Origin of the sequence: Thiomonas sp. FB-6, assembly GCF_000377645.1 — a bacterium.
Lineage (GTDB): Bacteria > Pseudomonadota > Gammaproteobacteria > Burkholderiales > Burkholderiaceae_C > Thiomonas_A.
In genome coordinates, this window is the sequence record NZ_KB898513.1 from 1 (window position 1) to 26,973 (window position 26,973).

Consider the following 26,973-nt stretch of genomic DNA (forward strand, 5'->3'; position numbering starts at 1 on the left):
TGCTGAGCATCCAGGGGCTGCGGGTGGCCTACGGCGGCATCATGGCCGTCAAGGGCATCGACTTCGAGGTGCGCGCGGGCGAGCTGGTCAGCCTGATCGGGGCCAACGGGGCGGGCAAGACGACCACGCTGAAGGCCATCACGGGGCTGCAGCCGATGGCCGACGGGGACATCGTGTTCGACGGGCAGTCGATCCGGGGCAAGCCGGCGCATGCGCTGGTGCGCATGGGGCTGGCGATGGTGCCCGAGGGGCGCGGCACCTTCACGCGCATGACCATCGACGAGAACCTGCTGATGGGCTCGTACACGCGGGGGGACAAGCAGGGGGTGCAGGACGACATCGAGCGCGTGTTCTCGATCTTCCCGCGGTTGAAGGAGCGTCGCAGCCAGCTGGCGGGGACCATGTCGGGGGGCGAGCAGCAGATGCTGGCGATGGGGCGGGCGATGATGTGCCGCCCGCGCATGCTGCTGCTGGACGAGCCCTCGATGGGGCTGTCGCCGATCATGGTGGACAAGATCTTCGAGGTGGTCTCGGAGATTGCCCAGCAGGGGGTGACCATCCTGCTGGTGGAGCAGAACGCCAAGCGTGCGCTGGAGCTGGCGCAGCGAGGCTACGTGCTGGACTCGGGCACCATGACCATGGGCGGAGAGGCCTCCAAGCTGCTCGACGACCCGCGCGTGCGCGCCGCCTACCTCGGCGAATAAGGGTTGACCGCCCCCAGGGCCGGGCGATGCCCGGCCCGCCCCCCGAGGGGGTCGCCTCGCCTTGGGGCGGCCCGGCGGCGAGGCGTGACGCCCGCCGGGCCGGTACCATCCCTGCCCTCGGCCCGCCAGTCGCGCGCGGGCCGGTCCACCGGCGCCGGCCGAGCCGGCGCTTTTGTCGAACGGCATCCCAGGGACCCGACATGGCGTTGAAGGCAACCATCTACAAGGCCGAAGTGCAACTGGCCGATATGGATCGCAACCACTACGCCGATCTGTCCTTGACCATCGCCCGCCACCCCTCGGAAACCGACGAGCGGATGATGGCGCGCCTGCTGATGTACGCCCTGCATGCGCAGGAAGGCATCGCGCTGGGCAAGGGCCTGTCCGACGTGGACGAGCCGGCCGTCTGGGTGAAGGACCTGACCGGCGAGATCAAGCTGTGGATCGACGTCGGCCAGCCCGACGAGGTGCGCCTGCGCAAGGCCTGCGGCCGCGCCGAACAGGTGGTGGTGCTGTGCTACGCCGCCAGCAGCGAGCTCTGGTGGAAGCAGATCGAGTCCAAGCTCGCGCGCCTGCGCAACCTGACGGTGTGGCGCATCCCGGCCGAAACGGCCCAGGCCCTGGCCGGGCTGGCCCAGCGCAGCATGCGCCTGCAATGCCTGGTGCAGGACGCGGCCATCACCCTGAGCAGCGACGCCGCGGCGGTCGCGGTCGAACTGATCCCCCTCCAGACCGCGCAAACCTGAGGCGCTTCGGCGCCCGGCGCCGGGCCTTGTTGCGCATTTGGCATATCCAAAACATCTCGGAAGAACATATTCAAGATATTTGACGTCTCCTTTCTGGGCCCCTACCTTCGCCGCATTCGCAGGGCCCGCCGTCGGGCGGCAGGGCCTTTCCGGCAGTACCCACAAGGAGACAAGACCATGACCCGAACCCAGCTCGCCGCAGCCGTCGCCCTCGCCGCGGGAGGCCTCGCATCGCCGGCTTTCGCCGCCGGCTCGAGCGTGCAGCTCTACGGACTCATCGACCTCGGGGTATCGCACTTCAGCAACGGCTCGGCCGGCGAGACCAAGATGTCCACGGGCGGCGAGTCGGGCTCGCGCATCGGCGTGCGGGGCCGCGAGGCCCTGGGCGGCGGGGTCCAGGCCTTCTTCCAGGTGGAGACGGGCTTTTGCGCCAACGGCTCTCCCGACAAATCCGGCTACTGCTCGGGCGGCAGCTTCATGGGGCGCACCAGCCAGCTGGGCCTGAAGGGGCCGCTGGGCACCTTGCAGATGGGCCGCATGTACACGCTGGCCTTCCACGACCAGGTGGCCGTGGACCCTTTCCACTACGGCACGATGGGCGACATCGCCAACATCGGCCTGGCCGGGAGCTACTCCACCGTTCCTCCCCGCTTCAGCCAGGCCGTCGAATACGTCACCCCCCGCTTCGGCCCCTGGTCCGCCGCCGCCGAGTATCAGTTCGGCGCCGGCGAGAAGTTCCCCGCCGGCACCTCGACCACCGGAGGCTACGACCTGCATCTGGGCTACCGCAGCGGGCCCGGCTTCGCCAACCTCGACTACCTGCGGGTCAACAAGTCCACCGGCGGCGCCGTGAGCCGCCACGCGATGCTCAGCGGGGGCTACGACTTCGGGCCGGCCACGCTCACGGCCATGCTCGCGCGCAACCACCCGGAGGACGGCCTGGGCGACGACCTGCGCGTGGAACTGCTGGGCCTCGCCGTGCCCGTGGGCCGGGGCGACGTGCTGGCGTCCTACACCCGCCTGAGCGACCAGACCCTGGCCGACCACGGCGCGCGCAAGTTCGCGGTGGGCTACACCTACGCCTTCTCCCGCAACGTGAACCTCTACGCCTCCTACGCCACCATCCGCAACGACAGCGGCGTGTTCCACGCGGTGAACGACTCCTCCAACAACAGCGACCTGCCGGCGGGGGCCGACGGCGCCACGTCCACCGGCTTCGACCTGGGCCTGCGCACCAAGTTCTAGGCGCACCCCGCCCGGGCCATGCCCGGGCATCCCTTCAGGCACGCGGTGCCTTGTGTCCCCACGCCTGCACGGGCATGCGGGTGCCCCTAGTCTGGCGGGCAGCGACCCCGACGCTGCCCGCCATGCCCAATCATCTCAATTTCAAGTTCACCACGGTGCGGGGCGGCGGGCCGCCGGTGGAAATCCGATGCAGTTGTGACGACTTCTGGAGTGTCGCGCAGCAGCGGGCGATGCTCGAGTTGTACCCCCGAGCGCCGAACACGGACCCGCACTTCATCAACCTCAGTCGGGAGACCATCCGCATCATTCCGCCACCGCGGGAGCCCGGGCTTTTGCTCGCGGAAGGCAAGGGCCTCGAGGTCCTGCAACGCCGGCTGGACGGCCTGGGGGATATGAAGTCGGAGCCCGAATTCTCATCGGACCCGCTCGTGGCTCAAATGCACGCCGAGCAGCGGGAACGCATGCGGAAAAGGGAGGTGAACCCCGTCGTGATCGAGCGATACCAGCGAGGGGGCTTGCGCTACGCGACGCGCGCCCGGCTCATCGCCCGCGCCTACGCCTGCATGTTCCTCGAGGACTTCGAGCACGGCAATCCCAAGCGGCAGGGCCGTTTCTACTGGGCCGGGCTGGCCGCCTTCGCGTCCAAGCAGGTGGCCTGCACGCTGGAGAACCTGCTTGCCCGCTGATGACCGAGGCCATCGAAGGGTGGAAGCGCATCGAGGCCGAGCCGAAACCGGCCAAGCGACGAGCGCTGTGCATGGGCCATCTCTGGGCCATGGCCCGCCACGAGCAGGGCGAAGTGCTGCAAGGCCTGGTCTACAGCGACACCGGACTCCTCCAGGACCTGCAGAAGAGCCGATTGACCCGGGATGGGATGAAGCTGGACAAGTACGTCTACCTGTTCAAGCTGCATCTCAGTTTCAGCGCAGAGGAGTACAGCACCGACGACGAGTTCCGCTCCGATGCGCCACGGGGGATCTTCCTGGAGCAGTACAAGGAGCGCATGCAGTGGATCAAGACGACGGCGCAGCGCTATCACCAGCTTATGTCCGGCTCCAAGAGCGAACGCATGTTCGCCGAACTGCGCAAACTGGCCGCCTGGGATGGATGACGCGCCCTGCCTTCTGACGCGACGGCGACTGCTGCTCGGAGCCCTGGCCGCCGCCGGCGGTCTGGCCCTTGCCCAGGGCAAAGGCTCGTGGCGCCACGCCTTCTCCGCACATCCCTCGAACGGAGCCACCATGGCCGACAACACCGCGACCATCGCACTGGGGGACCCCAGGCTGTCCCACCTGGGTACCGCCGGAACCAGTATCGACCGCCAGCCCGTGGGCATCGATTTCCTTCAGCACGACTGGCCCTTCGATCAACTGGGCACGGTTCGCTACGCCCAAGGCCGCTACAGCTTCGAGGTGCCGCTCGTCTCCCAGGTCATGGGGACCTACGACCGTGACGACGCCGAGCGCGGCGTCTACGCGTGGTCCATCACGGCGTTCCCGATGGCCGGCGAGACCATCCCGCATGCCCTGGCACGTGACAGGTTGTTCCGGCTCTTCGAGCGCTTGCTCAAGGCGGGATGGCGCAGGTATGTCGATGTGGGAGACCCTCGGCTCTCGGGCGGGCAGACCATGCGCTACTTTTCGGAACAAAGCGGCAACTATTCCCTGGATCCCAGCTACGTGCCCAGTCTGGACGAGTGGATGCAGCTCAACAAGCATCTGCCCTACTGGCAATTCTGGGCCGACGGCAGCTACATGGTCGTGCGGGTCATCGACGAGCCTTCGCTGCGCAATCCCGCGCGCCCCGGGGTCTACATGTTCGACGTCAACATTGAAAGCGAGTCGGCCAACTTTCAGGCTTACTTCAGGAAAGTCGCTGACATGAATCGCTGGGAACAGCTAGTTCCCGCCGAGCTTCAGCGTATGCAGGAGCTTCGCGCGGCGGACGAAGCCGCCCTGCAAAAGCGCGGCTACGTCATCGACACCAGCTACCAGGACCCCCCGATCCTGGCGCTGCGCGAGCGCAGCTGAGGGCCGGAGCCCAAGCGCCCACTTCCCCGCGGCGGCTCAAGCCGCGGCGTCGCGCGCGCGCTGCGCCTCGGCGCTGCGACGCGTCAGCGCCAGGAAGGTGGAGGTGACGCCCGAATCGTGGTCCTCGCGGTAGGCCAGGGTGATCGGGGCTTCCAGCCCGAAGTCCTCGCTGACGCGGCGGTAGGTCACCGCGTAGCGGTGCGCCCCCTGCATCGACGCGGGCACCACCGAGATGCCCGCGCCCGAGGCCACCAGGTTGATGTTGGTCATCATGCGGGAGACTTCGGCATGCACGCGCACGCGAAGCCCCCGGCGTTGCATCAGTTCCAGCCATTCGCCGTACAGGCCTTGCGCACCGGGGCGCCGGGTCAGGATCAGCGGCTGGCCGTCCAGCGCCTGCCAGGGCACGGGTTCGGTCTCGGCGTAGCGCTCGGCCAGCGGGTGGTCGATGGGCAGCGCCAGCACCACCGGTTCGCTCAGCAGCACCTCGAAGCGCAGGCCCTGCGGGCGCGTGACCGGCACCCGCAGGAAGGCGCAATGCAGCCGGCCGTCGGCGACGGACTCGATGAGCTCCGCGGCGTTGTGCTCGGTGATCTGCAGTTCGATGTCCGGATAGTCGCGCCGGCAGGCCCTGAGCACCTGCGGGGTGAAGCCGTGCGCGGCGGCCGAACTCGTGAACCCTACCGCGAGCAGCCCGGAATGGCCGCGGGCCACGCTGGCCATGCGCTTTTCCAGCGCCGCCACGCCGTCGAGAATCCTGCGTGCTTCCACGCGCAACTGCACGCCCGCCTCGGTGAGGCTGACGCCCTTGGGGTGACGGGTGAACAATTCCAGGGACAACTCGCGCTCCAGCGCGCGGATCTGCTGGCTCAGCGGGGGCTGCTGGATGCCCAGGTGTTCGGCGGCGCGGGTCATGTGCCCGGTCTCGGCCACGGCCAGGAAGTAGCGAAGGTGGCGCAATTCCATACTCGTTGCGTATCCGGAAGGCCAAGTCAAGATATTGGAAATCTTCGCATTCCTCGCCTAAGGTGGCAAGCCTGATCCACGTGCCGGAGTCGCCAGCATGCCGCGTCCTTCTCTTCGCCTCTCCCGCCTTGCCGCATGCGTGCTGGCGTGGGCCCTTGCTCTCCTTCCCGTTCCCTCCATGGCCGCAGCCCCCCTCTCGGTGCTTTTCGTCGGCAACAGCTACACCTTCGGCCGCGTCCCTCCGGTGCTGAACTACAACGCCGCGCGCGTGCACGATCTCACCGCGGAATTCAACGCGCGCAGCCCGCGGGGGACCAACAGCTATCCGCCCGGCACGCCGGGCTTCGGCAGTTTCGAGCCCCACCCCTGGGGCGGCGTGCCGGGCATCGTCGAACAGCTCAGCCGCGAGGCCGGCCTGCACTACGACATCTCGCTGTCCACGCGCAATGGCGCTTCGCTGCGCGGCCACTTCCTCGACCTCGCCAACAAGGACTGGGACCTGCGCGGCAACGTGGCGAGCCGGCGCTGGGACGTGGTCGTGCTGCAGGAGCGCAGCGACGGGGCGCTGCCCCTGGGCAAGGGCCGGCACGCCGACCCCCTGGCCTTCGTGGCTTATGCCAAGCAGTTCGAGCGCTTCATCCATGAAGGAAAGGCGCAGAACTACACCGAGACCCAGCTCTACGGCAGCCTGGCCGCCTGCGAGTCCACCGGCCAGAGCGCGCAGCGCTGCGGCACGGATCACAGCATCGCGCGCAACCCGCACGCCGACCCCCGCACCCGCGTCTACCTGGAGCAGACCTGGGCGCGGCCCGACATGGTGGAGCCCCACCTGCAGACCCACGTGGACCTGCACTCGCCCGACGGGGAACCCGTGGTGCGCAGGACGCCCGGCCACCCCCAGGGCCTGCCGGCCAGGACCTACTACCCCAGCCTGCGGGCCATGACCGCCGACCTGCACGCGGCCTTCCACGGGCTGGCGGAGGCCAACCCGCGCCTTGGCGGCGTCGTGCCGGTGGGCGACGCCTTCCAGCGCGCGGTGGACCAGGGGATCGCGCCGTCGCGGGGCTTCTATGGCCCCGACGGCGCCTGGCGCGAGCCCGGCGGAGGCACCATCGACCTGTGGTGGCACGACCGACTGCACGCCAGCAAGTACGGCTCCTACCTCGCCGCGCTGGTGCTGTTCGGCTCCCTGAGCGGAATCGACCCCGCCGGCCTCGGCTCCGGCGAACGGGCCGCGGCGGACCTGGGCATCGCGCCGGCAGAGGCCGTCAAGCTGCAGCGCGTGGCCTCGGAACAGTTGCGCGCCGCGGGGCAGCTGAAGAGGTAAGAATTCGCAACACCGGCAAGCGCATGCAGCGCGACCCCCGGCCTCCCCGGTGACGTAGGGCTGCGCGCCCGAGTCATCCGGTTACATCACGCCCGTCACGCGCTGGCTTTGCGCGGCTGCTTGTCGCAGCATGGGGCCTGCGTCGACATTCGCGAACGCAAGGCCCCGCGGGCCGCGTGGGCGAACACCCGTGCGCCCGCACGAGGCCTCGGCGTCACCCGCCCAGGACGAAGCACCATGGCTGACCGCGCAGTCCGCGATGCTCCCCTTTCGCGCCCCTGGGCCTGGCCCATGGCGGCGACTTGCCTGCTGCTGGCGGGATGCACCGCGCGCCAGGGAGATTTCCTCCACCCTCAGGGGCCCGTGGCCGCCGAGGAACTGCACCTGCTGGTGCTGACGGTGCTGTGGATGCTCATCGTCGTGGTGCCGGTACTGGTGCTGACTCCGCTGCTGGCATGGCATTTCCGGCGCGGCAACTCCAGGGCGACGTACCGCCCGCAGTGGGAGTTCTCGTTCTGGCTGGAAATCCTGGTCTGGGGCGTCCCGGTGCTCGTCGTCCTGGTGCTGGGGGTGCTCGCGTGGACGCAGACCCGCAGGCTGGATCCGTACCGGCCGATCGCCTCGCGGTCCGTGCCCCTGAAAGTGCGGGTCATCGGCATGGACTGGAAGTGGCTGTTCATCTATCCGGGGCAGCACGTCGCCAGCGTGAACGAGCTCGTACTCCCGGTGGGGCGTCCGGTGCAACTGAGCATGACCAGCTCCACGGTGATGCAGGCACTGTTCCTTCCCTCGCTCGCCGGGCAGATCTACGCGATGCCGGGCATGCGCACCCGGCTCAACCTTCTGGCCGCCCGCACGGGGCGATCCTTCGGCGAGAACACCCAGTACAACGGGATGGGATTCCAGGACCAGCGCTTCCCGGTGCGCACGGTAAGCCCCCTGCAGTTCCACGTCTGGGTGGAAAAGCTGCGCTCCAGCGGCCAGATGCTCGGCTCGGTGCAGTACGCGCAGTTGAGCCGGCCGTCGGTGCTGGCGCGTCCGGAGAGCTTCGGTGCCGTCGAGCCCGGGTTGTTCCGGGCGGTCATCGCCCGGTCCTGCCCCTCCTGCGCGGCGCGGCTGCGCGAGCGCCCCGCGAGCGCTCCCGACAAGGACGATCATGGTTGAAACCCACGGACTCGGGCATCTGCTGCTGGGCAGGCTGAGCCTGCACGCATTACCCACCTACAGCGCGGTTGCGGCCACCGGCGCCGGGGTCGCCGTGCTGGGTGCGCTGCTCAGCCTGAGCCTGATCACCTACCTGCGTCGATGGCGCTACCTGTGGGCCGAATGGTTCACCAGCGTCGACCACAAGCGCATCGGCATCATGTACATCGTGCTGGCGCTGGTCATGCTGGCGCGCGGCGTCGTCGAGGGGGTGCTGATGCGCCTGCAGCAGGCCGACGCGGTGGGGCGCGCCGGCTTCCTGTCGCCGGAGCATTTCGGCCAGTTGTTCACGACCCACGGCACGATCATGATCTTCTTCATGGCGATGCCCTTCCTGATAGGGCTGATGAACTTCGTCATGCCGCTGCAGATCGGCGCGCGAGACGTGGCCTTCCCGGTGCTCAATTCGGTGAGCCTGTGGTTCACCATCGGCGGCGCGCTGATCATGATGGTCTCGCTCGTGCTGGGCAAGTTCTCCACGGGGGGCTGGAGCGGCTATCCGCCTTACACGGAGCTGAGTTACCAGCCCGGAGTGGGGCCGGACTACTGGATCTGGGCGCTGAGCCTGAGCTCCCTGGGCAATCTGTTCACCGGAATCAACTTCACGGTCACCATTGTCAAGTTGCGCGCGCCGGGCATGAGACTCATGGACATGCCGCTGTTCACGTGGACCGCGCTGTGCACGAGCATCCTGCTGATCTACGCCATGCCGCCGCTGACCGTGGCCACCGTGATGCTGGCGCTGGACCGCTACCTGGGCATGCACTTCTTCACCAACGGCCTGGGCGGGAACATGATGAACTTCCCCAACCTGTTCTGGCTGTTCGGCCACCCGGAGGTGTACATCCTGATCCTGCCGGCCTTCGGGGTGTACTCCGAAGTCATCCCGGTGTTCTGCTCCAAGCGCCTGTACGGCTACACCTCGCTGGTGTGGGCCACCATGGCCATCGCGCTGCTTTCCTTCACCGTGTGGCTGCACCACTTCTTCACCATGGGCCAATCGGCCGACATCAATGCCTTCTTCGGCGTCGCCACGATGACCATCGGCGTTCCTACCGGCGTGAAGATCTACGACTGGCTGCTGACCATGTACCGCGGCCGCATACGTTTCAGCGTGCCCATGCTGTTCACGCTGGCCTTCCTGTTCACCTTCGTCATCGGCGGCATGACCGGCATCATCCTGGCCGTGCCGCCGGTGGACTTCATGGTGCACAACACGGTGTTCCTGGTCGCGCATTTCCACAACATGCTGATCCCGGGGGTCCTGTACGGCGTGATCGCCGGCTACCAGTTCTGGTTCCCCAGCGCCTTCGGCTTCCGGCTCGACGAACGCTGGGGGCGCGTGGCTTTCGTGTGCTGGGTGGCAGGCTTCTACCTGGCCTTCATGCCGCTGTACGTGCTGGGCCTGGAGGGCATGCCGAGGCGCTCGCAGGAACTGTTCGACCCGAGCTTCGGGCCCTGGCTGATGGTGGCAGGCGCCGGCGCCGTGTTGCTGCTCGCCGGATTGGCCAGCCTGTTCGTGCAACTGTGGGTGTCCGTGCGCGATCGCGAACTCCACCGTGTGCCCGTGGGCGATCCCTGGGACGGGCGCGGCCTGGAATGGTCGCTTCCCGCACCGGTGCCGGAATACGACTTCGCGTGCATTCCGCGGGTCCACGGGCGCGACGCCTTCATGGCCGCCAAGCAGGACGGCAGCGCGTATCGCGCGCCGGCGGCCTACGAGGACATCGTATTGCCCTGCAACAGCGCGCTGGGGCCCGTGCTGGGCCTGGCCGGCGCGGCCTGTGCCTTCGGGCTCGTATGGCACATCTGGTGGATGGCCGCCGCGGCACTGCTGGTGATCTGCGGCGGCGTCATCGCGCGCAGTTTCGTCCGCGCCACGGTGCGAATCGTCCCCGCCGCGCGGGTGGCCGCCGAGCAGAGCGCCTGGCTGGAACTGGCGCAAGGCTCGCGGGCCATCACGCGCGACGAGGAAAGCTCCCCGGCCAACAAAGGCCGGGCGGAGGCCCTGGCATGAGCGCGGCCGTGCGAGCGGGCACCGCGCTGGATCCGGCGCGGCTCGAAGCCTCCCACGCGCACGAGGACACCGGCGCGGTCTGGGGCTTCTGGGTGTTCCTGATGAGCGACGCGATCGTGTTCGCGCTGTTGTTCGCCACCTACGGGCTGATGCTGCCCGGCACCGCCGGCGGGCCTGCGCCGGGTGAGGTCTATCACCCGGGTGCCGCCTTCGCCGAGACCCTGCTGCTGCTGACGAGCAGCTTCGGCTTCGGCATGGCCTCGCTGGATCTTCGCCACGAGCGAAACCGGCCGCGCGAGGCGGCCGCGGGCGTCCCGCGCCGCCTGTATGCATGGCTCGCGCTGACCCTGCTGCTGGGTCTGGGCTTCGTGACCCTGGAACTGCGCGACTTCGCCGGCATGATCGCCGTCGGGGCGGGCCCCGAGCGCAGCGGCTACCTTTCCTCTTTCTTCCTGCTGGTGGCCACCCATGGCCTGCACGTGTTCAGCGGCTGCATCTGGCTGGTGGTGATGCTGGTGCAACTTGCGGTGTTCGGGCTGGATGCGCGCGTGCGACTGAACCTGACCCGGCTTGCCCTGTTCTGGCACTTCCTGGATATCGTCTGGGTGGGCATCTTCTCGGTGGTCTACCTGCAGGGGCTGATCCGATGAGCGCCGCGCACCACGAAACCCTCCCGGATCGCGCACGCATCCGCCGTGACTACGTCCTGGGCCTGGTGCTCGCGCTCATCCTCACCTGCGCCGCCTTTGCGGCCGTGTCGTGGCAACTCGCCGCCCCGCATGCGCTGGCGGGCCTGGTGTTCCTGCTGGGCCTGCTGCAGGTGCTGGTGCACTTTCGCTACTTCCTGCATATCGACTTCCGAGCGGCATCCCGTGACAAATTGCAGCTGCTCGTGTTCTCGTCGATCATCCTGGTTCTGATGGCCGGCGGCACGCTGGTCATCCTGGCCGATCTGCGCAGCCGCATGATGTGAGGCGGCCGCCGCGGCAGGCGACCCGCGGCCGCACCGCCGACCCACGCGGGGTCATCCCGTGGCCTTCACCCTTGCCGCGGATCCCCGGGAGCCGCGGAATCCGCCGGTCCCGCGCGAGTCTCGGCGCCTGCGTCGCCGGCGGCACGGTCCAGCCGGGATTCCTCCAGCCATTCGCGCCATACCGCGAACAGCACCGCCAGCACCACCGGGCCGAGGAACATGCCCACCAGGCCGAAGGCCGCCAGGCCTCCGAGCACGCCGAACACCACCAGCACGAAGGGCACGCGGGTGCTGCCGCTGATCACCAGCGGGCGCACCAGGTTGTCGACCCAGCTGACCACCAGCAGGCCCCACAGCAGCAGCCCGACCCCGGCGCCGATGTGCCCTTGCAGCAACAGCCACAACCCCGCGGGAACCCAGATCAGCGGCGTGCCGAAGGGGGCCAGCGCGAACAGCGCGGTGAGCGCGGCCAGCAGCACGGGGGCCGCCAGCCCGGCCCACCAGTAGCCCAGGCCGGCGAACACGCCCTGCACCAGCGAGGTGGCGAGCAGGCCCCACAGCACCGCGCGGGTCATGTCGGCGGCCGCCTGCAGGTAGGCGTCCACCCGCGGGCCCAGCAGATGCCGGGACACCGCCTGCACCTGGCGCAGCCCGCGCTGCCCGTCGCGGTACACGAAAAACAGGGTCAGCAGGGCGAAGCCGAACTTGGCCGCGTTGCGTCCGGCGCCGCCGAGCAGCGAGAACACCTGTTCGGCGGCCTGCGTGCTCCACGGTGCGCTGCGCCAGCGGCTCGCGGCCTGCGCGCTGGTCATGTCGCGCAGCAGGTCCTGCAGCAGGCCGCCGAGCACGGGCAGGCGGGCCAGCGCATCGGGCAGCCGCCAATCGCCCTGGGCCAGCCGCGTTCCGGCCTCGGCGAGGGCGCGCACCAGTTCGTCGCGCAGGAGGACGCCCAGCCACAGCGCCGGCAGCATGAAGGCCAGCGCCATCGCCAGGGTCATCAGCAGCGCGGCGACGCCGGGATGCCGGGGCACTCGCGCGCGCAGGCGCTCGAACAGGGGCCAGGTGCTCAGGCCCAGGATCACCGCCCAGGCCACCGCGGCCAGGAAGGGCCGCAGCACCAGGTAGGCCAGGCCCAGCAGCAGGAGCAGGAGCAGCCCCAGCAGGACGCGGCGCAGCGCCGGCTGGGGCGCCGGGACGTTCATGGCGGTGCGGGATTCGCCGTGCGCGGGGGCTCAGGCACGCAGGCCCTGCAGGGCGGCGATGCGCTGTTCCAGCGGCGGGTGGCTGGCGAACAGCTCCATCCACGCCGGGCGGTCGGTGATGCCCGCCGTGGCCAGGTTGCGCGGCAGGCCCCCGGGCTGCATTTCGCCCAGCCGCCGCAGCGCGCTGATCATCGGCTGCGGGTTGCCGAGCAGGCGCGCCGAGCCGGCGTCGGCGCGAAACTCGCGCTGGCGCGAGAACCAGGCCACGATCATGCTGGCCAGCACCCCGAACAGGATGTCGCAGACCAGCGTGGTCACGAAATAGCCCATGCCGGGGCCGCGGTCCTCGGCGTCGCCGCGGCGCAGCGCCGAGTCCACCAGGAACCCCACGACGCGCGACAGGAACACGACGAAGGTGTTGACCACGCCCTGGATCAGGGTCAGGGTGACCATGTCGCCGTTGGCGACGTGGCTGATCTCGTGGCCCAGCACCGCGGCGGCCTGTTCGCGCGACATGGTCTGCAGCAGCCCGGTGGACACGGCCACCAGCGCATGGTCGCGGCGGGCCCCGGTGGCGAAGGCGTTGGGTTCGCCTTCGTAGATCGCCACCTCGGGCATGCCGATCCCGGCGTTCGCCGCCAGGCGCGACACCGTGTCCAGCAGCCAGACCTCCGCCTGGTCGCGCGGCTGCTCGATGACCTGCGCGCCGGTGCTGAACTTGGCGATGGTCTTGGACATCGCCAGCGAGATGAAGGCACCGCCGAAGCCGATGACCGCGGCGAAGCCCAGCAGCGCCGGCAGGTTCAGCCCGTAGGCGCCGAGGAAGCGGTCCAGGCCCAGCAGGCGTGTGACCACGCCGAGCACGACGAGTACCGCGAGGTTGGTGGCGAGGAACAGCAGGATGCGCTTCATGGTGGGTCTTCCGGGAAACACACAGGATCCGTCACGCGGCCGGCAGGGGCGGGCCGGCACGCAGACCGGCGGATTCAGGCCATGGGCTGGATGCCGGCCAGCAGCCAGCCCGTGCTGCGGTCGGTGGGCCGCGTGAAGTGCCAGACCTCATCGAAGGACTCGGCGGCGTCCGCGCGCGGCTGCTCGCGCAGCAGGCCGGAAAAGCGCACGCTGACCAGTTCGGCGAGCGGGTGCTCCACATACTCCAGCATATGGGCCTGCAGGCTCAGTACCTCGGTGCCGCGCGCACCATCCCCGAGCCGGATCAAGTCGCGGCGGAATTGTTCGAACAGCTCCGGGGTGCTGGCGTCGCGCAGCGTGGCCAGGTCGCCCTCGTCGTTGGCCTTCTGCAGGCGCAGGAACAGTTCGCGCGCACGCTCGATGAAGGCCTCGGCGTCGAAGGAGGCCGGCATGGCGCCGCCGCTGGCGGCGGCGTCCGCCGCCTGGGCGAAGGCGCCCGCGCCCGGGGCCGCGGAGGCACTCGCGCGCGCCGCCCACGGCGCGGCGCCGGCGGGTGCGGGGCGCGAGCGCTGGGCGTTCATGAACAGGCGGAACAGCGCGAAGCCCGCGACGGCCAGCAGCAGCACCATCAGCCACGAGCCCAGGGCAGGCGCCAGGCCGAAGTGGGACAGCAGCGCCCCCAGCCCGAGCCCGGCGGCCAGGCCGGCCAGCGGGCCCAGCCAGGCGTTGCGCCGGGGTGCCGCGGCCGGCGCGGCCGCGGCGGCGCCGGCTTGCGCCTGGGTGCCGGCCTGGTTGCGCGGGCTTTGCGGCGCCGGGCGCACCGGTGCGGTGCGGGTGATCTGCGGCCGGTACAGGCCGCTGGCGCGGCCGCCGCCCAGCCTGGCGGCGGCGGCGTCGAGGCTGCTCAGCAGCAGCCCGGCGCCCAGGATCAGCGCGACCACGCGCGCCGCGCGGCGGCTGGATTTCGATGTGGGTGCGGATTCAGGCATGGCATGGGCTCCATCGGAGGCCCCGCGCGAGCGGGGCGCTACCGGATTGCAGGGGGGATTGCGGGGAAGACGGGTCATATTTGGATACAAGTGAAGTGTAGACCCCCGGCCGCCGGAATGCACTTCGAAATCCCCTACATTTGAGTGAGGCAAGCTTCGAAAAAATCGAAGTCCGGCTCCACGGTGTCGGACACGGAGGAAGGGACCATGGCCGTCTACAAGCTGCGGCATCTGCAGGTGTTCTGGGTGGTGGCCGCCGAGGGCAGCATGAGCGCGGCGGCGCGGCGGCTGGGCGTGGCGGTGCAGACCGTCAGCTCCCAGGTGCGCGACCTGGAACGCGACCTGGGCTTCGAGCTGCTGCGCGTGCGCGCGCGCGGCGTGGAACTGACGCCGGCCGGGCGCGCCGCGCTGGAGCTGGCCGAGCCCATGTTCCAGCTCGCCGAGCGCGTGCCGCAGGCCGTGGCGCAGGCAGCCGCGGGCGAGGGCATGGTGCTGCGCGTGGGCATCGCCGACAGTCTTCCCAAGCTGCTGGTGCGCCAGTTGCTGCGCCCGGTGTGCGACGACGGCGCCACGCGCCTGGTGGGGCTCGAAGGAGAATTCGACGATCTGCTGGCCGAGCTGGCGCTGCACCGCCTGGACATCGTGCTGGCCGACCGCCCCGCGCCGCCCCATCCCAGCCTCAGGCTCCACAGCCGCCTGCTGGGAAGCGCGCAGGTGGCGTGGTTCGCCGCACCGGCACTGGCGCACCGGGCCGAGGGCGTGGCCTTCCCGGAACTGCTGGGGCGCCTGCCGCTGCTGATGCCCAGCACCCATGCCGCCCTGCGCGCCCGCCTGGAGGACTGGCTGCTGCGCCACGACATCCACGCGCGCGTGGTGGGGGAGTTCGAGGACAGCGCGCTGCTGGCCAGTTTCGGGCAGTCGGGCATGGGCGCCTTCGCCGCGCCGGACTGGTCGACGCCCCAGCTGCTGCGCGAAGGCGGCCTGGTGCGCCTGGGGCTGAGCGCCGACGTCAGCGAGAGCTTCTACGCCATCGCCGCGCGCCGGCGCATCGAACACCCCGCGCTGGGGCGCCTGCTGGAGGCGGCCGCCGAAGTGCAGGCGGCGGCCGCCCGCATCCCAGGGCAGGCGGCGGCCGCGGGGCCGTGATCATGCGCGGCGCGCCACCCCGCCGGCGCCGCGCGCCGCGGCCCGCACACGCCAGCGCACCCACGCCTTGCGCAGTTCCTCCACCCAGAGCACGCCACTGGCCGCGACTGCGATGCCCAGCAGATCGTCCAGCGGCAGCGGCACGGTATGGAACAGGCGGTTCAACAGCGGCAGATACAGCACGCCAGCCTGCAGCACGACACTCAGCGCGAAGCCGGCGAGCAGCCAGCGGTTGCGCAGCACGCCCAGGCGCAGCGCCGACGCGCTGGCCGACAGGCAGTTGAGCGCGTTGAACCATTGGCACAGCGCCAGCAGGGTGAAAGTCTCGGTCTGCACCAGCTCGTAGGCCAGGCCCGATGTCAGGCGCCAGGCGAACCAGCCGAAGGTGAGCGCCACGGCCACCGGAGCCAGCAGCGCGATGCGCCCGAGCATCGCGCGGTCCAGCAGCGGCTGGTCGCGCGCGACCGGCGCGCGCGCCATTTCGTCGCCATCGGGCGGGTCCATCACCAGGTTCACCGTCAGCGTGCTCTCGGTGACGATGTTGATCCAAAGGATCTGCACCGCCGCCAGCGGCAGCGCGAAACCACCCAGCAGCGCCAGCAACAGCACCAGCACTTCGTCGATGGAGGTGACGAACAGGAACAGGATCACCTTTTTCAGATTGGCGTAGACCACGCGGCCCTGTTCGACCGCGGCCACGATGGTGGCGAAGTCGTCGTCCGTGATGACGATCTTCGCCGCGCTCTTGGCGACCTCGGTGCCGGTGATGCCCATGGCCACGCCCACGTCGGCGCGCGCCAGCGCCGGGGCGTCGTTGACCCCGTCGCCGGTCATCGCCACCACGTCGCCGCGCGACTGCAGCGCCTCGACGATGCGCAGTTTCTGCGCCGGATGCACGCGCGCGAACACCGCGACCCGGGGTAGCCGCTCCAGCAGCTCGGTCTCGTTCATGCGCTCGAGCTCGGCGCCCTCGATGCCCTCGTCCCGCGCGTCGGCGATTCCCAGCTCGCGGGCGATGGCCATGCCGGTCAGTTTGTGGTCCCCGGTGATCATGATCGGCCGGATGCCCGCGGCGCGGCAGGCGCCCACCGCATCGCGGGCCTCGTCGCGCGGCGGGTCGATCTGTCCGATCAGCCCCAGCAGGCGCACCCTCGCGGCCAGGCCGTCGAAGCCGGCAGGCAGCGCAGGCCCCGCATCGGCCGTGGATCCGGAGGCGGCCACGGCGAGTACCCGCAATGCGCGCTGCGCCATCGCCTCGGCCGCGGCGCGCGCGGCCTCCAGGGTGCGCGCATCGTCCGCGGTGCACAGGCGCAGCACCGACTCCGGGGCGCCCTTCACGAACACCCGCGGCCCGCCACCGTCCCCGCCGTGCCAGGTGGCCATCATGCGGGCGTCGGAATCGAAGGGAAGCTCGCCGACCCTGGGATGGCGAGCGCGCAGGGAGGCGGAGTCGATGCCGGCCTTCCCCGCGGCCACCAGCAGCGCCCCCTCGGTCGGATCGCCGAGCACGCTCCACGCGGGCGCCCCCTCGTGCGGCGCCACCAGTTCGGCGTCGTTGCACAGCACCGCGGCGCCCAGCAGTTCGCGCAGCGCGGCATCGCCGTGGGGCAGGTCCCGGCCGCCTTCGCGCAGGCTGCCTTGCGGCGCATAGCCCGCGCCAGCGACCTCGATGCCGCGGCCGCCCGCCAGCCACAGCGCGCTCACCGTCATTTCGTTGCGAGTCAGCGTGCCGGTCTTGTCGCTGGCGATCACCGTGATCGAACCCAGCGTCTCCACGGCCGAAAGGCGCCGCACGATGGCGCCGCGCGCGGCCATGCGCTGGATGCCCACCGCCAGGGCGATGGTCATCGCCACCGGCAGGCCCTCGGGCACCATGGACACGGTCTGGCTGATCGCCACCATCAGCAGATCGGCCAGCGCAAGCCCGCGCAAGCGTCCGAAGACCATCACGGCCACGAACAGCGCCAGTGCGCCGGCCACCAGCTGGCGGCCGAAGCCTGCCAGGCGCAGCTCCAGCGGGGTCCGGGGCTCCCGCGCCTGGCGCGTCAGGCGCGCGATCGCGCCGACCTCGGTGTGCTCCGCGGTCGCGGTCACCACCGCGCGGGCCCGGCCGGCCGTGATGTAGGTGCCCGAGAACACCATGTTGCGGCGGTCGGCCAGCCCGGTGGCTTCCGGCAGCGTCTCGGCACGCTTGCCGACCGGCACGGACTCCCCGGTCAGCGCCGCCTCGGCGGCCGCCAGCGAGGAGGCTTCGAGCAGCCGGGCATCGGCGCCGACGGCGTCCCCGGCCGCCAGCAGCAGCACGTCTCCCGGCACCAGTTCCCGCGCTGCGAGCAGTTGCTCGCGGCCGTCGCGCAGCACGCGCGCCTGCAGCTCGGAAAGCCTGCGCAACGCGGCCATCGAGCGCTCGGCGCGGCCTTCCTGGAAGGCGCCGATCAAGGCGTTCGCCAGCACCACGCCCAGGATCACCACCGCGTCACCCCAGTGGGCGAGCGCGCCGGCCAGAGCCGCGGCCGCGAACAGGATGTAGATCAGCGGGCTCCTGAACTGATGCAGCAGGAGCAGCCAGGCGGCGTCGGCCGCGGCTTCGGCCACCGTGTTGGGGCCCAGCTCCGCCAGGCGCCGCGACGCGGCCTCCGAGGACAGGCCCGCGGCGGCGTCGCTGCCGAGTTGCCGCACGGCCGACGCAGCGTCCATTGCGTGCCAGGCGAGCGGGGGCTGCGGGAGCATGGCGTGGGCTGCCCGTTCAGAAGGCGCCGAGGGTGGTCGCGACCACGAACGCCGCGTAGGCCAGCAGCAGCGCAAGGCCCCGGTGGCGCGGTAGGAGCCCGTGGCGGGGCACGACCAGCAGCAGCGTGAGCAGGCCGAAGCCGGCCGCCACGCCGACCTCCCGCGGCGTCACGCGAATCGGGTGCAGCGAGGCCGCGAGCCCCACCACGGCGAGACCGTTGAACAGGTTGCTGCCGATCAGCGTGCCGAGGCCGACATCGTCGTGCCCCTGGCGCCGGGCCAGCATCACCGTCACCCACTCCGGCAGCGAGGTGCCGGCCGCCACCAGGGTCGCGCCGACGACATAGGCGTGCACGCCCAGGGCCGTCGCGATCCCCGAGGCGCCGAGCACGAACAGCCGCCCCGCCACCAGCAGACCGGCCAGCCCCGTCAGCAGGCGTGCCCACGCCGCGGTCGCGGAGCCCAGCGCCCGCGGGGGCGCCATGTCGGCTGGGGCCAGCCTCCGGTGGCGCAGCGCCAGGCGCGTCAGCCAGGCGGTCCAGAGCGAAAAGCCCGCCAGCAGCAGGGCACCGTCCCCGCGGGACAGCACGCCGTCGAGGCTCAGCAACCAGGTCGCCACGGGGACCAGCAGGGCGAGCAGCCAGTCGCGCCGAATGTCACGGGGGTCCACGGCCAGCGGGCCGAATAACAGCGCCGAGCCGAGCACCAGGCCGAGGTTCACCACGTTGCTGCCCATCGCGTCGCCCAAGCCTATGCCCGGCCGGCCGGCCCAGGCGGACAGGCTGGAGACCGTCAGCTCCGGGCAGGAGGTCGCGAAGGCGGCGAGCGTCGTCGCCACCAGTAGCCGCGGAACCCGTAGGCGGGCGGCCACCTCCACGACGCCCTGAAGGAAGGCATGACCGCCCAGTGCCGCGGCGGGTACGGCGGCGAGCAGCAGCAAGAGGTCGACGGTCCGGGGAATCTGCATGGCCTCGCTCGGCGATCGCCGCGCAACCAGACCGACTCTAGCGAGCCCTGCCGAGCCCGGCCTTGACGCGCCTCACGACGACCGTCGATGAGGCGCGGCGCGCCCGCACGGCGCCGGGCAGGCGTGGCCGGCTTCACCAGGGGACCGTCCTCCCCATGCGGTCGAGATAGTGCAGCCCGGGCTTGCCGCGCGTGTCGAGGATGCGCTGCGCGATGTCGGGAAGGGTCTGCTCCAGCGTGAAGGGCGCATCCCCTCCGCCCAGTTCGGTGCGGATCCATCCCGGCGCCAGCAGCAGCAGCGAACGCGGGCTGCCCGCATGCCGGGCGGCGTGGCATCGCATCAGCATGTTCAGCGCGGCCTTCGAGGCGCGGTAGAGGTCGCGCCCGCCCTGTTCGTTGTTGGCCACGCTGCCCTGGCCCGAGGACATGACGCCCGCCAGGCCCGCCGGGCCGAGCAGGGCGCCGAGGATCTCGAGGGCGCGCATGGGACCGAGCGCGTTGGTCGCCATGACCCGCGCGAATTCCTCGTCGCGGACTTGGGCCATCGTGTGGTCGCGCTCCCGGTTCGCGGTGCCCGCGTTGACGAACAGCACGTCGAAGCGGCGCTGCGCGAGGCGTTCGCGCAGCGCGAGGATCTGCCCGGCCTGGGTGATGTCGAGCGACTCGACCTCGAGGCGGCCCGGGTGCGTGTCGGCCAGGTCGTGCAGCGGCGTGCGGCCTTGGCCGCGGACCGTGCCGACCACTTCCCATCCCCGGCGCAGGAATTCGGCGGCCATCGCATGGCCGATGCCGCGGGATGCCCCGATCAGCAGCATCGACGCGCAGGGCTGGGTGGGATCGTTCATGGCGGACTCCTGGTGGCTTGGCTGCGGCCAGTATGCACTGCGCTGCAGCATGGCGCGCCTGGTGGAGGCCGTCGGGCAGGCGGCTCCGGGTGTGCAGCTGCGTTTCGTGGCGCGTACGCGCAAGGAGGCCGAGGCCCTGCGCGAAGCCGAGGTGGACCTGGACATCGGCGTGCTGGGGACCTCGGCGCCGGAGGTCCGCACCCGCGCACCGCTGGTTACGCGACACCGTCCATGCCGTGTGCGGCGCAGCGCTCGAGGCCGGGACGCCCTGATCATCCTCGCGAGACCGGCGCGGACGTCGGCCCCGGCAGGCTGCGCGCGCAGTCCAGAGCGACCTGCACCACAGGATTGGCGCTGCTGGTGTTGCGCCAAAGCCAGACGCGCCCCAGGAAGCTCGCGTCCTGCAGCTTGAGGATATGCAACTGACCGGCCTGCGCCGCCTGTTCGGCCAATGAACGCGGCAACATGCCCAGGAAGGGGTAGCGCAGCAGCAGTTCGATGTTCAGTGCCGTCAAGGTGGATTCGATGCAGCCGTCGGGAAATTCCAGCCCGTGCCCATGCATCCAGGCCTGCAGCGCGACAAAGGTGGGAGCGCTCGCGGGTGGAAGGATCCAGGGCATGTCGCGCAAGTCCTCGGGCTCCAGCGAGGGGCGCGAGGCCAGCGGGCTGTCGCGTCCGCACACCAGCAGCACCGGGTCGTCGAACAGGTCCTGGCCCTGCAGTCCGGCCTGCGCCGAAGCGGGGGCGTCGCGGCTGAACACGAGGTCGAGCTCGCCGGACTCGAGCCTGGGAAACAGGGTGTCGCTGGTGCCCTGGACGAAGCGCAGCCTCACGGAGGGTGCGCGGCGCCGCATCGCCATGGCGAAGGCCGGGCCGATCACCGGCAGCACCGTGTTGCCGGCACCCACCGCCACGGTGCCCGAGATGCCCTGACTCAGCGCATGCACGTCGTGGCGCGCCTGCTCGAGCTGGAGCAGCACCTCGCGCGCGCGCCGCAGCAGGGCTTCGCCCACCGGCGTGAAGCGCAGGCGGTTGCCCGCGCGCTGCAGCACCGGCGCGCCGATGCCGGCCTCGAGCTCGGCGATCTGCTTCGACACCGCCGGTTGCGTCAGGTGCAGCTGTTGAGCCACCAGCCGTACCTGGCCGAGTCCCGCGAACAGCACGAGCAGGCGCAGCTGCGAGAGCTTGATCCCCCGCTGGAAAAACCTTTCGCTGGAATCCGAGTCCGCGGAACGCAGGGTCATGGCCGGTTCCTGATGGGTTGCGATGAAAGTCCTGGTTATGCGCATGCTACGAATCATCATTTGACTCTCATATGGGGAATTCCGGAACATGTGGCCGATCAACTCCCCCGCACGAGGGCGAGGCGCCTGCCCGGACAAGACCGTGGTCGAGCGCGCATCCACCAGGAGACATGTCATGCAAGGCGCAAGCACCGTAGCCCTCTCCCCCACGGGAGCGCGTTCACGACAGGGGCCGTGGAAGGTCGTCGCACTGGCCAGCCTGGGCGGCGCGCTGGAGATCTACGACTTCATCATCTACGGCGTGTTCGCGCTGCAGATCGGCCGCCAGTTCTTTCCCCGCGAGCAGCCGCTGGTCACCCTGCTCGGAGCCTTCGCGGTCTTCGCGCTGGGCTACGTGTCGCGGCCGCTGGGCGCCGGACTGCTGGGCAGCCTGGGCGACCGCATCGGCCGGCGCCCGCTGTTCCTGCTGTCGATCTTCGCCATGTCGGCGTGCACCATCGCCATCGGGCTTCTGCCGACCTATGCCAGCATCGGCCTGCTCGCGCCGCTCTTGCTGGTGGTGCTGCGGCTGATCCAGGGCTTTTTCCTGGCCGGAGAATTGTCCTGCTCGATCACCTACGTGGTCGAGGAACTCCCCCGCAAGGCCAGCCTGGCCAGCGGCATGGTCATCTTCTGTCTGCACTCGGGCGTGCTGCTGGCCACAGCGGTCAGCCTGTTGCTGCATACCCTGCTGTCGCCGCAGGCCCTGTTCGACTACGGCTGGCGCATCGCCTTCCTGCTGGGCGGCCTGACCGGACTGGGCTCCTACTGGCTGCGCAACTCCCTGGAGGAGTCGCAGGAGTACGCGCGCATGAAGGGCCGTGTCTCGCGCAGGCCGCTGCGTGAAACCCTCGCCGAGCATCCGCTGCCCGTGCTGCTGGGCATCGGCGTGTCCAGCCTGCTCAACGTCGGCAACAGCATGTTGTTCGTCATGCTGCCGGCCTATCTCACGGGGCTGCTGCACTACCCGGCGCGGGAGGTCAGCGTCGCGCAGACCACCGGGCTGGCCGCCATGGCGCTGCCCATCCTCCTGGTCGCCTGGCTGGGTACCCGTATCGCGCCGCGGCTGCTGCACCGTTGCGGCTCCTTGCTCATCCTGCTGGGTGCCTTCCCCGTGTACAAGGCGCTGGTCGCGCATGCCATCTCGCCGATGGCCGCCTACCTGATGCTGGGCATGGTGCATGCGCTGGTCAGCGCGACCTACGCCTTCCTGCTGGCCGACATGTTTCCCACGCGCCTTCGCTTCAGCGGCGTGGCGATGTCGCTGAACATGGCCACCGTGGTGTTCACCGGCATCACTCCGCTGCTGGTCACCACCCTGATCCACGTCAGCGGCGATGCCGCGGCCCCAGGGTTGTACCTGTCGATGGTCGCGTTGCTGGCATTGTGTTCGGGCTTTTTCATCAAACCCTTCAGCGCGCAGATCCTGGCCACGCACGAGCGCGCGGACCTTGCCGTGCGCTGAACCGGCTGCGCTTCGGTCATCCTCGCCGCCTGCCCATCGCCTTCTCGCCCCTCTTGCCATGCCGTCCCGCAATGCCCTGATCATCATGTCCGACGAACACGACCCGCGCTACATGGGTTGTTCCGGACACCCCTTCGTGCACACGCCCCACCTGGACGCGCTGGCCGGACGCGGCGTGCGCTTCGCCAGCGCCTATACCCCCAGCCCGATTTGCGTGCCGGCGCGCGCGGCTTTCGCCACCGGACGGCGGGTGCACCAGACCCGCCACTGGGACAACGCGATGCCCTACGCCGGGGAGCCCCAGGGATGGGGCCATGTGCTGCAACGCCACGGCGTGCGCGTGGAGAGCATCGGCAAGCTTCATTACCGCGGCGTCGAGGACCCGGTGGGATTCGACCGCGAGCACATTCCCATGCACGTGGTCGGCGGCCACGGCATGGTGTGGGCTTCCATCCGCGACCCCTACCTGGCGCGCAGCGACCAGGGCAAGCGCATGCTCGGCGAGCACATCGGCGCGGGTGAATCGCCCTACACGAGCTACGACCGCGAGATCACCGATCGCGCGGTGCACTGGCTGCACGAGGCGGCCGCCCGGCGCGAGCAGCCCTTCGTGCTGTACGTGGGCCTCGTGGCGCCGCATTTTCCGCTGATCGCTCCCGAGGAGTTCTTCGCGCTGTATGCCCACCGCGAGGTGCCGCCGGTCAAGTTGCATCCCTCGCAAGGCCACGCCCGGCACCCCTGGGTGCAGGCCTACGCCGATTTCCAGCGCAACGAGCAGAAGTTCCGAAGCCCGCAGGAACGCCTGGACGCCTTCCGGGCCTACTGGGCCCTGTGCAGTTTCGTCGACCACAACGTCGGGCGCATGCTCGACGCGCTGCGGGAAGCCGGGCTGGACCAGGACACCACCGTGGTCTACACCTCCGACCACGGCGACAACCTCGGCGCGCGGGGCCTGTGGGGCAAGTCCACCCTGTACCAGGAGAGCGTGTGCGTGCCCATGCTCCTCAGCTCTCCCGGCCTGCCGGCGCGGGTCTGCCGCACACCGGTGGAACTGACCGACCTGTATCCCACGCTGCTGGAGTCCGTGGGCATCGATCCGGGGCCTCACATGCAGGAGCGCCCCGGGCGTTCCCTGCTGACGTGGGCGCGGGAGCATGACCAGCCGGAACGGGTGGTGTTCAGCGAATACCACGCGGCCGGCAGCAACACGGCCGGCTTCATGTTGCGCAAGGGGCGCTGGAAGCTGAACTATTACGTGCGTCATCGCCCGGAGTTGTTCGACCTGGACAGCGATCCCGAGGAGCTCCACGACCTTGCCGGAGACCCCGAGCGGGGCGCGGTCCTGCGCGAGATGCTGCAAGCGCTACGCGCCATCTGCGATCCCGAGGCCGTGGACCGGCTGGCCAAGAGCGATCAGCGCGAGATGATCGAGCGTCTGGGCGGTGTGGAGGCGGCCTCCCGCCTGGGCTCCGCCGGCGCGACCCCGGCGCCCCAGGGCGCCTGAGCGGAGCCCGACATGCGTTCCCCGAACATCGTCCTGATCGTGGCCGACAATCTGGGTTGGGGTGAGCCCGGATGCTACGGCGGCGGCGCGCTGCGCGGTGCGCCGACGCCTTGCATCGACCTCCTGGCACGGCAGGGGCTGCTGCTGCACAACTTCAACGTGGAAAGCGATTGCGTGCCGACGCGCTCGGCCCTGATGTCCGGGCGCCATCCCATCCGCACCGGCTGTCTGCAGTCGGTGCCCCCGGGGTTGCCGCAGGGCCTTCGGCGCGACGAAATCACCCTCGCACAACTGCTCGGCGGCCAAGGCTATGCCACGGCGCATTACGGCAAGTGGCACCTCGGCGACATTCCGGGACGCTATCCCAGCGACCGCGGCTTCGACGAGTGGTACGGGATCCCCCGCACCACCGACGAAAGCCAGTTCACCGCCTCGGTAGGCTTCGATCCGGAAGCCGCCGAGATCCCCTACATCATGCAAGGCCGGGCGGGCGAGTCCTCCAGCAGGGTCGAGGAATACAACCTCGACGCCCGGCGCCGTATCGACCATGGGCTGGTCGAGCGTTCGCTGGAATTCATGCGGCGCAATCACCAGGCGGGCCGACCCTTCTTCTTGTATCTGCCGCTGGTGCATCTGCATTTCCCGACCTTGCCGCACCCTGACTTCGCGGGGCGCAGCCAGCATGGGGATTTCGCCGATTCCATGATGGAACTCGACCATCGGGTCGGCCAGGTGGTCGACGAGGTCGACCGCCTGGGCATCGCCGACGACACGCTGCTGATCTTCTGCAGCGACAACGGGCCCGAGTTCCGCGCACCCTACCGCGGAACCGCCGGTCCCTGGCGCGGCACCTATCACACGGCCATGGAAGGCAGCCTGCGAGTTCCGTTCATCGCGCGCTGGCCCGGGCGCATACCGGCAGGTCGCACGAGCAATGAGATCGTGCACGTGACCGACCTGTACACGACCCTGGCGACCATCGGCGGCGCGCAGATTCCGCAGGACCGTCCGATCGACGGTGTCAACCAGACGGCTTTTCTGTTCGGCCTGCAAGCGTCCGCGCGCGAAGGCTTCCTCTTCTACATCAAGCAGGACATGCGCGCGGTGAAATGGCGCGACTGGAAGCTGCACTTCTACTGGGAGCCGGAAGTCAACGAGGGCAAGGGAAAGCTCGAGTCGCCCTACCTGTTCAACGTGACCCGCGACCCCAAGGAGGAAACCGACGTGCTGGTGTTCAACACCTGGGTCATGGGTCCGATGTTGCGCATGGTGCGCGATTTCCAGCAAAGCTGCGCGCAACATCCCAACACCCCTCCCGGCGCCCCCGACTGAACCAGCGTCCACCCCGAGCAAGGCCGAAGATGCGCACCGAATTCGCGGATTTCCCCCTGCCCGCGCGATCGTCCAAGCCGCGCACGGCCGGCCTTTCCATGATGATCGATTGGGGCATGGGGCTGGAACGCCAGAAGGACACGCTGGCCAGCGCCGGCGACTATGTGGACATCGCCAAGATCGCCGCCGGCATCGCGCGCCTGATGCCCGCGTCGCTGCTGCGGGAGAAGCTGCGGCACTACGAAGCGCATGGGATCCACACGGCCCCCAGTGGCCTGTTCGCCGAACTGGCCCTCAAGCCGGGCCGCTATGAGAGATTCCTGGAACAGGCGGTGGAGGCGGGCTTCTCCGGCATCGAGGTGTCCGACAACCTGCTGGACCTGAGCCCACCGGACAAGGCCGCGGCGATCCGTCGAGCGCGGGCGATGGGTCTGAGCGTGTACGGCGAGGCGGGGCGCAAGGAAGGGACGATGGACGACGCCGCGCTGCTGCGCGACGTGGCCAACTGTCTCGACGCCGGCGCCGATCGGGTATTCCTGGAGGCCGCCGAGCTCTTCAGCGCCAATCAGGTGCGCTCCTCGCTGATCGCCGCCCTGGCTCGCGAGTTCCCCAGGGAACGTCTGATCTACGAGCTTCCGGTGGTCATCCTGCCTGGAGTGACCCGTGACTACAAGCACAAGATCACGGCCTGGCTGGTCAGGGAACTCGGCACCGACGTGAACCTCGCGAACATCGAGTGGGACGAGCTCTACCTCACCGAGCTCGTCCGCCTCGGATTCGCGGGCGACACCTCGCATCCCCAGGGGGCCTACAGGCTCGCGGGCATGCATGCCCGCGAGGCTTGAAGCCGCGCCCGCCGGGCCCGTTCAGCCCGCGAGCCACTGCTCGACCTGCGCCCGGGCCGGCACGCCCCCGGCGTGAACGACCTTGCCGTCGATGACCACCCCCGGCGTGCTCATCACGCCGTAGCGCATGATCGAGGCGATGTCCTCGACCTTCTCGACACGTGCCTGCACGCCCTTGGCGGCCAGCACGTCCTCGACCAGCTTCTGCGTGGTCTTGCAGCTGGCGCAACCGGTACCCAGGATCTTGACCTCGATCATCATGCAACTCCTCGTGGAACGAACAGGGAAAGCAATGCGGCCTTACATCACCGCGTTGAACACGTAGCCCACCACCACGATGCCCGTGGCGACCACCGCCGCGAACAGCGCGATCAGCCTGGGCTTCATGACCTTTTTCAGGATCAGGAACTCGGGCGCCGACAAGGCGGTCACGGACATCATGAACGCCAGGGTCGTGCCCAGCGCCGCGCCCTTGCCCAGCAGAGCCTGCACCACCGGGATGATCCCCGCGGCGTTGGAGTACATCGGCACGCCGATCAGCAC

26 protein-coding genes are annotated in these 26,973 nt (G+C 69.8%); 16 read left to right on the forward strand and 10 right to left on the reverse strand.

All coding sequences use genetic code 11. From position 1 onward, the window contains the following. The first annotated feature begins 2 nt into the window (after window positions 1–2). From D466_RS0118105 to D466_RS0118130, 6 genes are all read left to right on the forward strand, one after another. Window positions 3–704: an ABC transporter ATP-binding protein gene (locus tag D466_RS0118105; RefSeq protein WP_026284853.1), complete on the forward strand. Its 702-nt coding sequence runs from the start codon at window positions 3–5 to the stop codon at window positions 702–704. A 200-nt stretch (window positions 705–904) separates the two neighbouring features. Then, window positions 905–1,450, forward strand: a complete 546-nt coding sequence (locus D466_RS0118110) for a YaeQ family protein (RefSeq protein WP_018915114.1) — start codon at window positions 905–907, stop codon at window positions 1,448–1,450. Between the two features lie 177 nt (window positions 1,451–1,627). After that, complete coding sequence (locus D466_RS0118115) at window positions 1,628–2,695, forward strand: porin (RefSeq protein WP_018915115.1); 1,068 nt, start codon at window positions 1,628–1,630, stop codon at window positions 2,693–2,695. Between the two features lie 74 nt (window positions 2,696–2,769). Beyond that, complete coding sequence (locus D466_RS24880) at window positions 2,770–3,381, forward strand: hypothetical protein (protein ID WP_026285456.1); 612 nt, start codon at window positions 2,770–2,772, stop codon at window positions 3,379–3,381. After that, the gene (locus D466_RS24885; protein ID WP_026285457.1) at window positions 3,381–3,806 is read left to right on the forward strand and encodes a hypothetical protein; all 426 of its coding nucleotides are present in this window, start codon (window positions 3,381–3,383) and stop codon (window positions 3,804–3,806) included. Before D466_RS24880 ends, D466_RS24885 begins: the two co-directional genes overlap by 1 nt. A gap of 130 nt (window positions 3,807–3,936) precedes the next feature. Then, window positions 3,937–4,725 (forward strand): hypothetical protein, encoded by a 789-nt coding sequence (locus D466_RS0118130; RefSeq protein ID WP_156004444.1) that lies wholly within the window; start codon window positions 3,937–3,939, stop codon window positions 4,723–4,725. A gap of 36 nt (window positions 4,726–4,761) precedes the next feature. Here D466_RS0118130 and D466_RS0118135 read toward each other — a convergent pair whose 3' ends face one another. Continuing rightward, window positions 4,762–5,691 carry a LysR family transcriptional regulator gene (locus D466_RS0118135; RefSeq protein WP_018915117.1) on the reverse strand — a complete coding sequence of 310 codons (930 nt, stop codon included), beginning with the start codon at window positions 5,689–5,691 and terminating at the stop codon, window positions 4,762–4,764. 178 nt (window positions 5,692–5,869) lie between these two features. Between D466_RS0118135 and D466_RS23000 the strand changes: the two genes are divergently transcribed. The 5 genes from D466_RS23000 (at window position 5,870) to D466_RS0118160 (ending at window position 11,211) form a co-directional block, all read left to right on the forward strand. Continuing rightward, a complete protein-coding gene (locus tag D466_RS23000) occupies window positions 5,870–7,018 on the forward strand; it encodes a hypothetical protein (protein ID WP_018915118.1) in 1,149 nt (382 codons plus the stop codon). 237 nt (window positions 7,019–7,255) lie between these two features. Next, entirely contained in the window at window positions 7,256–8,182 is a 927-nt protein-coding gene (locus D466_RS22300; protein WP_156004446.1) for a ubiquinol oxidase subunit II, read from the forward strand. Beyond that, entirely contained in the window at window positions 8,175–10,238 is a 2,064-nt protein-coding gene (locus tag D466_RS0118150) for a cbb3-type cytochrome c oxidase subunit I (protein ID WP_018915120.1), read from the forward strand. Before D466_RS22300 ends, D466_RS0118150 begins: the two co-directional genes overlap by 8 nt. Further along, on the forward strand, window positions 10,235–10,888 hold the full coding sequence (locus tag D466_RS0118155; protein ID WP_018915121.1) for a cytochrome c oxidase subunit 3: 654 nt from the start codon (window positions 10,235–10,237) through the stop codon (window positions 10,886–10,888). The genes D466_RS0118150 and D466_RS0118155 overlap by 4 nt, the downstream gene beginning before the upstream one ends. Then, complete coding sequence (locus tag D466_RS0118160) at window positions 10,885–11,211, forward strand: cytochrome o ubiquinol/quinol oxidase subunit IV (protein WP_018915122.1); 327 nt, start codon at window positions 10,885–10,887, stop codon at window positions 11,209–11,211. Before D466_RS0118155 ends, D466_RS0118160 begins: the two co-directional genes overlap by 4 nt. A 65-nt stretch (window positions 11,212–11,276) precedes the next feature. Here D466_RS0118160 and D466_RS0118165 read toward each other — a convergent pair whose 3' ends face one another. The 3 genes from D466_RS0118165 to D466_RS0118175 all read right to left on the reverse strand — a co-directional run bounded on the left by D466_RS0118165 (window position 11,277) and on the right by D466_RS0118175 (window position 14,314). Then, window positions 11,277–12,413 (reverse strand): AI-2E family transporter, encoded by a 1,137-nt coding sequence (locus tag D466_RS0118165; RefSeq protein WP_018915123.1) that lies wholly within the window; start codon window positions 12,411–12,413, stop codon window positions 11,277–11,279. A gap of 30 nt (window positions 12,414–12,443) precedes the next feature. Beyond that, window positions 12,444–13,325, reverse strand: coding sequence for a protease HtpX (gene htpX, locus D466_RS0118170; protein WP_018915124.1), 882 nt, complete (start codon window positions 13,323–13,325; stop codon window positions 12,444–12,446). A 74-nt stretch (window positions 13,326–13,399) separates the two neighbouring features. Continuing rightward, window positions 13,400–14,314 (reverse strand): Tim44 domain-containing protein, encoded by a 915-nt coding sequence (locus D466_RS0118175; RefSeq protein ID WP_156004448.1) that lies wholly within the window; start codon window positions 14,312–14,314, stop codon window positions 13,400–13,402. Between the two features lie 207 nt (window positions 14,315–14,521). Here D466_RS0118175 and D466_RS0118180 point away from each other — a divergent pair, with 207 nt between their 5' ends. Beyond that, the gene (locus D466_RS0118180; RefSeq protein WP_018915126.1) at window positions 14,522–15,460 is read left to right on the forward strand and encodes a LysR family transcriptional regulator; all 939 of its coding nucleotides are present in this window, start codon (window positions 14,522–14,524) and stop codon (window positions 15,458–15,460) included. On the opposite strand, the gene D466_RS0118185 is transcribed toward D466_RS0118180, so the two are convergent. The 4 genes from D466_RS0118185 to D466_RS0118200 all read right to left on the reverse strand — a co-directional run bounded on the left by D466_RS0118185 (window position 15,461) and on the right by D466_RS0118200 (window position 21,245). Next, window positions 15,461–18,190, reverse strand: coding sequence for an HAD-IC family P-type ATPase (locus tag D466_RS0118185; protein ID WP_038166832.1), 2,730 nt, complete (start codon window positions 18,188–18,190; stop codon window positions 15,461–15,463). 16 nt (window positions 18,191–18,206) lie between these two features. Then, window positions 18,207–19,157: a sodium:calcium antiporter gene (locus tag D466_RS0118190; protein WP_018915128.1), complete on the reverse strand. Its 951-nt coding sequence runs from the start codon at window positions 19,155–19,157 to the stop codon at window positions 18,207–18,209. 133 nt (window positions 19,158–19,290) lie between these two features. Then, window positions 19,291–20,001 carry an SDR family oxidoreductase gene (locus D466_RS0118195; RefSeq protein ID WP_018915129.1) on the reverse strand — a complete coding sequence of 237 codons (711 nt, stop codon included), beginning with the start codon at window positions 19,999–20,001 and terminating at the stop codon, window positions 19,291–19,293. Window positions 20,002–20,273: 272 nt separating this feature from the next. After that, window positions 20,274–21,245, reverse strand: a complete 972-nt coding sequence (locus tag D466_RS0118200; protein WP_018915130.1) for a LysR family transcriptional regulator — start codon at window positions 21,243–21,245, stop codon at window positions 20,274–20,276. 175 nt (window positions 21,246–21,420) lie between these two features. Here D466_RS0118200 and D466_RS0118205 point away from each other — a divergent pair, with 175 nt between their 5' ends. From D466_RS0118205 to D466_RS0118220, 4 genes are read left to right on the forward strand one after another with little or no spacing between them, the layout of a single operon-like run. After that, complete coding sequence (locus D466_RS0118205; protein ID WP_018915131.1) at window positions 21,421–22,749, forward strand: MFS transporter; 1,329 nt, start codon at window positions 21,421–21,423, stop codon at window positions 22,747–22,749. 58 nt (window positions 22,750–22,807) lie between these two features. Beyond that, window positions 22,808–24,253, forward strand: a complete 1,446-nt coding sequence (locus tag D466_RS0118210) for a sulfatase-like hydrolase/transferase (protein ID WP_018915132.1) — start codon at window positions 22,808–22,810, stop codon at window positions 24,251–24,253. A 12-nt stretch (window positions 24,254–24,265) separates the two neighbouring features. Beyond that, window positions 24,266–25,585, forward strand: a complete 1,320-nt coding sequence (locus D466_RS0118215; RefSeq protein WP_018915133.1) for an arylsulfatase — start codon at window positions 24,266–24,268, stop codon at window positions 25,583–25,585. A gap of 29 nt (window positions 25,586–25,614) precedes the next feature. Beyond that, window positions 25,615–26,430, forward strand: coding sequence for a phosphosulfolactate synthase (locus tag D466_RS0118220; protein ID WP_018915134.1), 816 nt, complete (start codon window positions 25,615–25,617; stop codon window positions 26,428–26,430). A 21-nt stretch (window positions 26,431–26,451) separates the two neighbouring features. On the opposite strand, the gene D466_RS0118225 is transcribed toward D466_RS0118220, so the two are convergent. Both D466_RS0118225 and D466_RS0118230 read right to left on the reverse strand, forming a co-directional pair. Beyond that, complete coding sequence (locus D466_RS0118225) at window positions 26,452–26,688, reverse strand: thioredoxin family protein (RefSeq protein WP_018915135.1); 237 nt, start codon at window positions 26,686–26,688, stop codon at window positions 26,452–26,454. Window positions 26,689–26,730: 42 nt separating this feature from the next. After that, window positions 26,731–26,973 (reverse strand): permease (locus tag D466_RS0118230; protein ID WP_026285460.1); only part of this gene is annotated, 243 nt, incomplete at its 5' end.

What these genes read in the sequence shown, in the direction of transcription:
- D466_RS0118110 (WP_018915114.1), top strand. Translation starts at nt 905, where the DNA reads ATGGCGTTGAAGGCAACCATCTACAAGGCCGAAGTGCAACTGGCCGAT.
- D466_RS0118115 (WP_018915115.1), top strand. Translation starts at nt 1,628, where the DNA reads ATGACCCGAACCCAGCTCGCCGCAGCCGTCGCCCTCGCCGCGGGAGGC.
- D466_RS24880 (WP_026285456.1), top strand. Translation starts at nt 2,770, where the DNA reads ATGCGGGTGCCCCTAGTCTGGCGGGCAGCGACCCCGACGCTGCCCGCC.
- D466_RS24885 (WP_026285457.1), top strand. Translation starts at nt 3,381, where the DNA reads ATGACCGAGGCCATCGAAGGGTGGAAGCGCATCGAGGCCGAGCCGAAA.
- D466_RS0118130 (WP_156004444.1), top strand. Translation starts at nt 3,937, where the DNA reads ATGGCCGACAACACCGCGACCATCGCACTGGGGGACCCCAGGCTGTCC.
- D466_RS0118135 (WP_018915117.1), bottom strand. Translation starts at nt 5,691, where the DNA reads ATGGAATTGCGCCACCTTCGCTACTTCCTGGCCGTGGCCGAGACCGGG.
- D466_RS23000 (WP_018915118.1), top strand. Translation starts at nt 5,870, where the DNA reads ATGGCCGCAGCCCCCCTCTCGGTGCTTTTCGTCGGCAACAGCTACACC.
- D466_RS22300 (WP_156004446.1), top strand. Translation starts at nt 7,256, where the DNA reads ATGGCTGACCGCGCAGTCCGCGATGCTCCCCTTTCGCGCCCCTGGGCC.
- D466_RS0118150 (WP_018915120.1), top strand. Translation starts at nt 8,175, where the DNA reads ATGGTTGAAACCCACGGACTCGGGCATCTGCTGCTGGGCAGGCTGAGC.
- D466_RS0118155 (WP_018915121.1), top strand. Translation starts at nt 10,235, where the DNA reads ATGAGCGCGGCCGTGCGAGCGGGCACCGCGCTGGATCCGGCGCGGCTC.
- D466_RS0118160 (WP_018915122.1), top strand. Translation starts at nt 10,885, where the DNA reads ATGAGCGCCGCGCACCACGAAACCCTCCCGGATCGCGCACGCATCCGC.
- D466_RS0118165 (WP_018915123.1), bottom strand. Translation starts at nt 12,413, where the DNA reads ATGAACGTCCCGGCGCCCCAGCCGGCGCTGCGCCGCGTCCTGCTGGGG.
- htpX (WP_018915124.1), bottom strand. Translation starts at nt 13,325, where the DNA reads ATGAAGCGCATCCTGCTGTTCCTCGCCACCAACCTCGCGGTACTCGTC.
- D466_RS0118175 (WP_156004448.1), bottom strand. Translation starts at nt 14,314, where the DNA reads ATGCCTGAATCCGCACCCACATCGAAATCCAGCCGCCGCGCGGCGCGC.
- D466_RS0118180 (WP_018915126.1), top strand. Translation starts at nt 14,522, where the DNA reads ATGGCCGTCTACAAGCTGCGGCATCTGCAGGTGTTCTGGGTGGTGGCC.
- D466_RS0118185 (WP_038166832.1), bottom strand. Translation starts at nt 18,190, where the DNA reads ATGCTCCCGCAGCCCCCGCTCGCCTGGCACGCAATGGACGCTGCGTCG.
- D466_RS0118190 (WP_018915128.1), bottom strand. Translation starts at nt 19,157, where the DNA reads ATGCAGATTCCCCGGACCGTCGACCTCTTGCTGCTGCTCGCCGCCGTA.
- D466_RS0118195 (WP_018915129.1), bottom strand. Translation starts at nt 20,001, where the DNA reads ATGAACGATCCCACCCAGCCCTGCGCGTCGATGCTGCTGATCGGGGCA.
- D466_RS0118200 (WP_018915130.1), bottom strand. Translation starts at nt 21,245, where the DNA reads ATGACCCTGCGTTCCGCGGACTCGGATTCCAGCGAAAGGTTTTTCCAG.
- D466_RS0118205 (WP_018915131.1), top strand. Translation starts at nt 21,421, where the DNA reads ATGCAAGGCGCAAGCACCGTAGCCCTCTCCCCCACGGGAGCGCGTTCA.
- D466_RS0118210 (WP_018915132.1), top strand. Translation starts at nt 22,808, where the DNA reads ATGCCGTCCCGCAATGCCCTGATCATCATGTCCGACGAACACGACCCG.
- D466_RS0118215 (WP_018915133.1), top strand. Translation starts at nt 24,266, where the DNA reads ATGCGTTCCCCGAACATCGTCCTGATCGTGGCCGACAATCTGGGTTGG.
- D466_RS0118220 (WP_018915134.1), top strand. Translation starts at nt 25,615, where the DNA reads ATGCGCACCGAATTCGCGGATTTCCCCCTGCCCGCGCGATCGTCCAAG.
- D466_RS0118225 (WP_018915135.1), bottom strand. Translation starts at nt 26,688, where the DNA reads ATGATCGAGGTCAAGATCCTGGGTACCGGTTGCGCCAGCTGCAAGACC.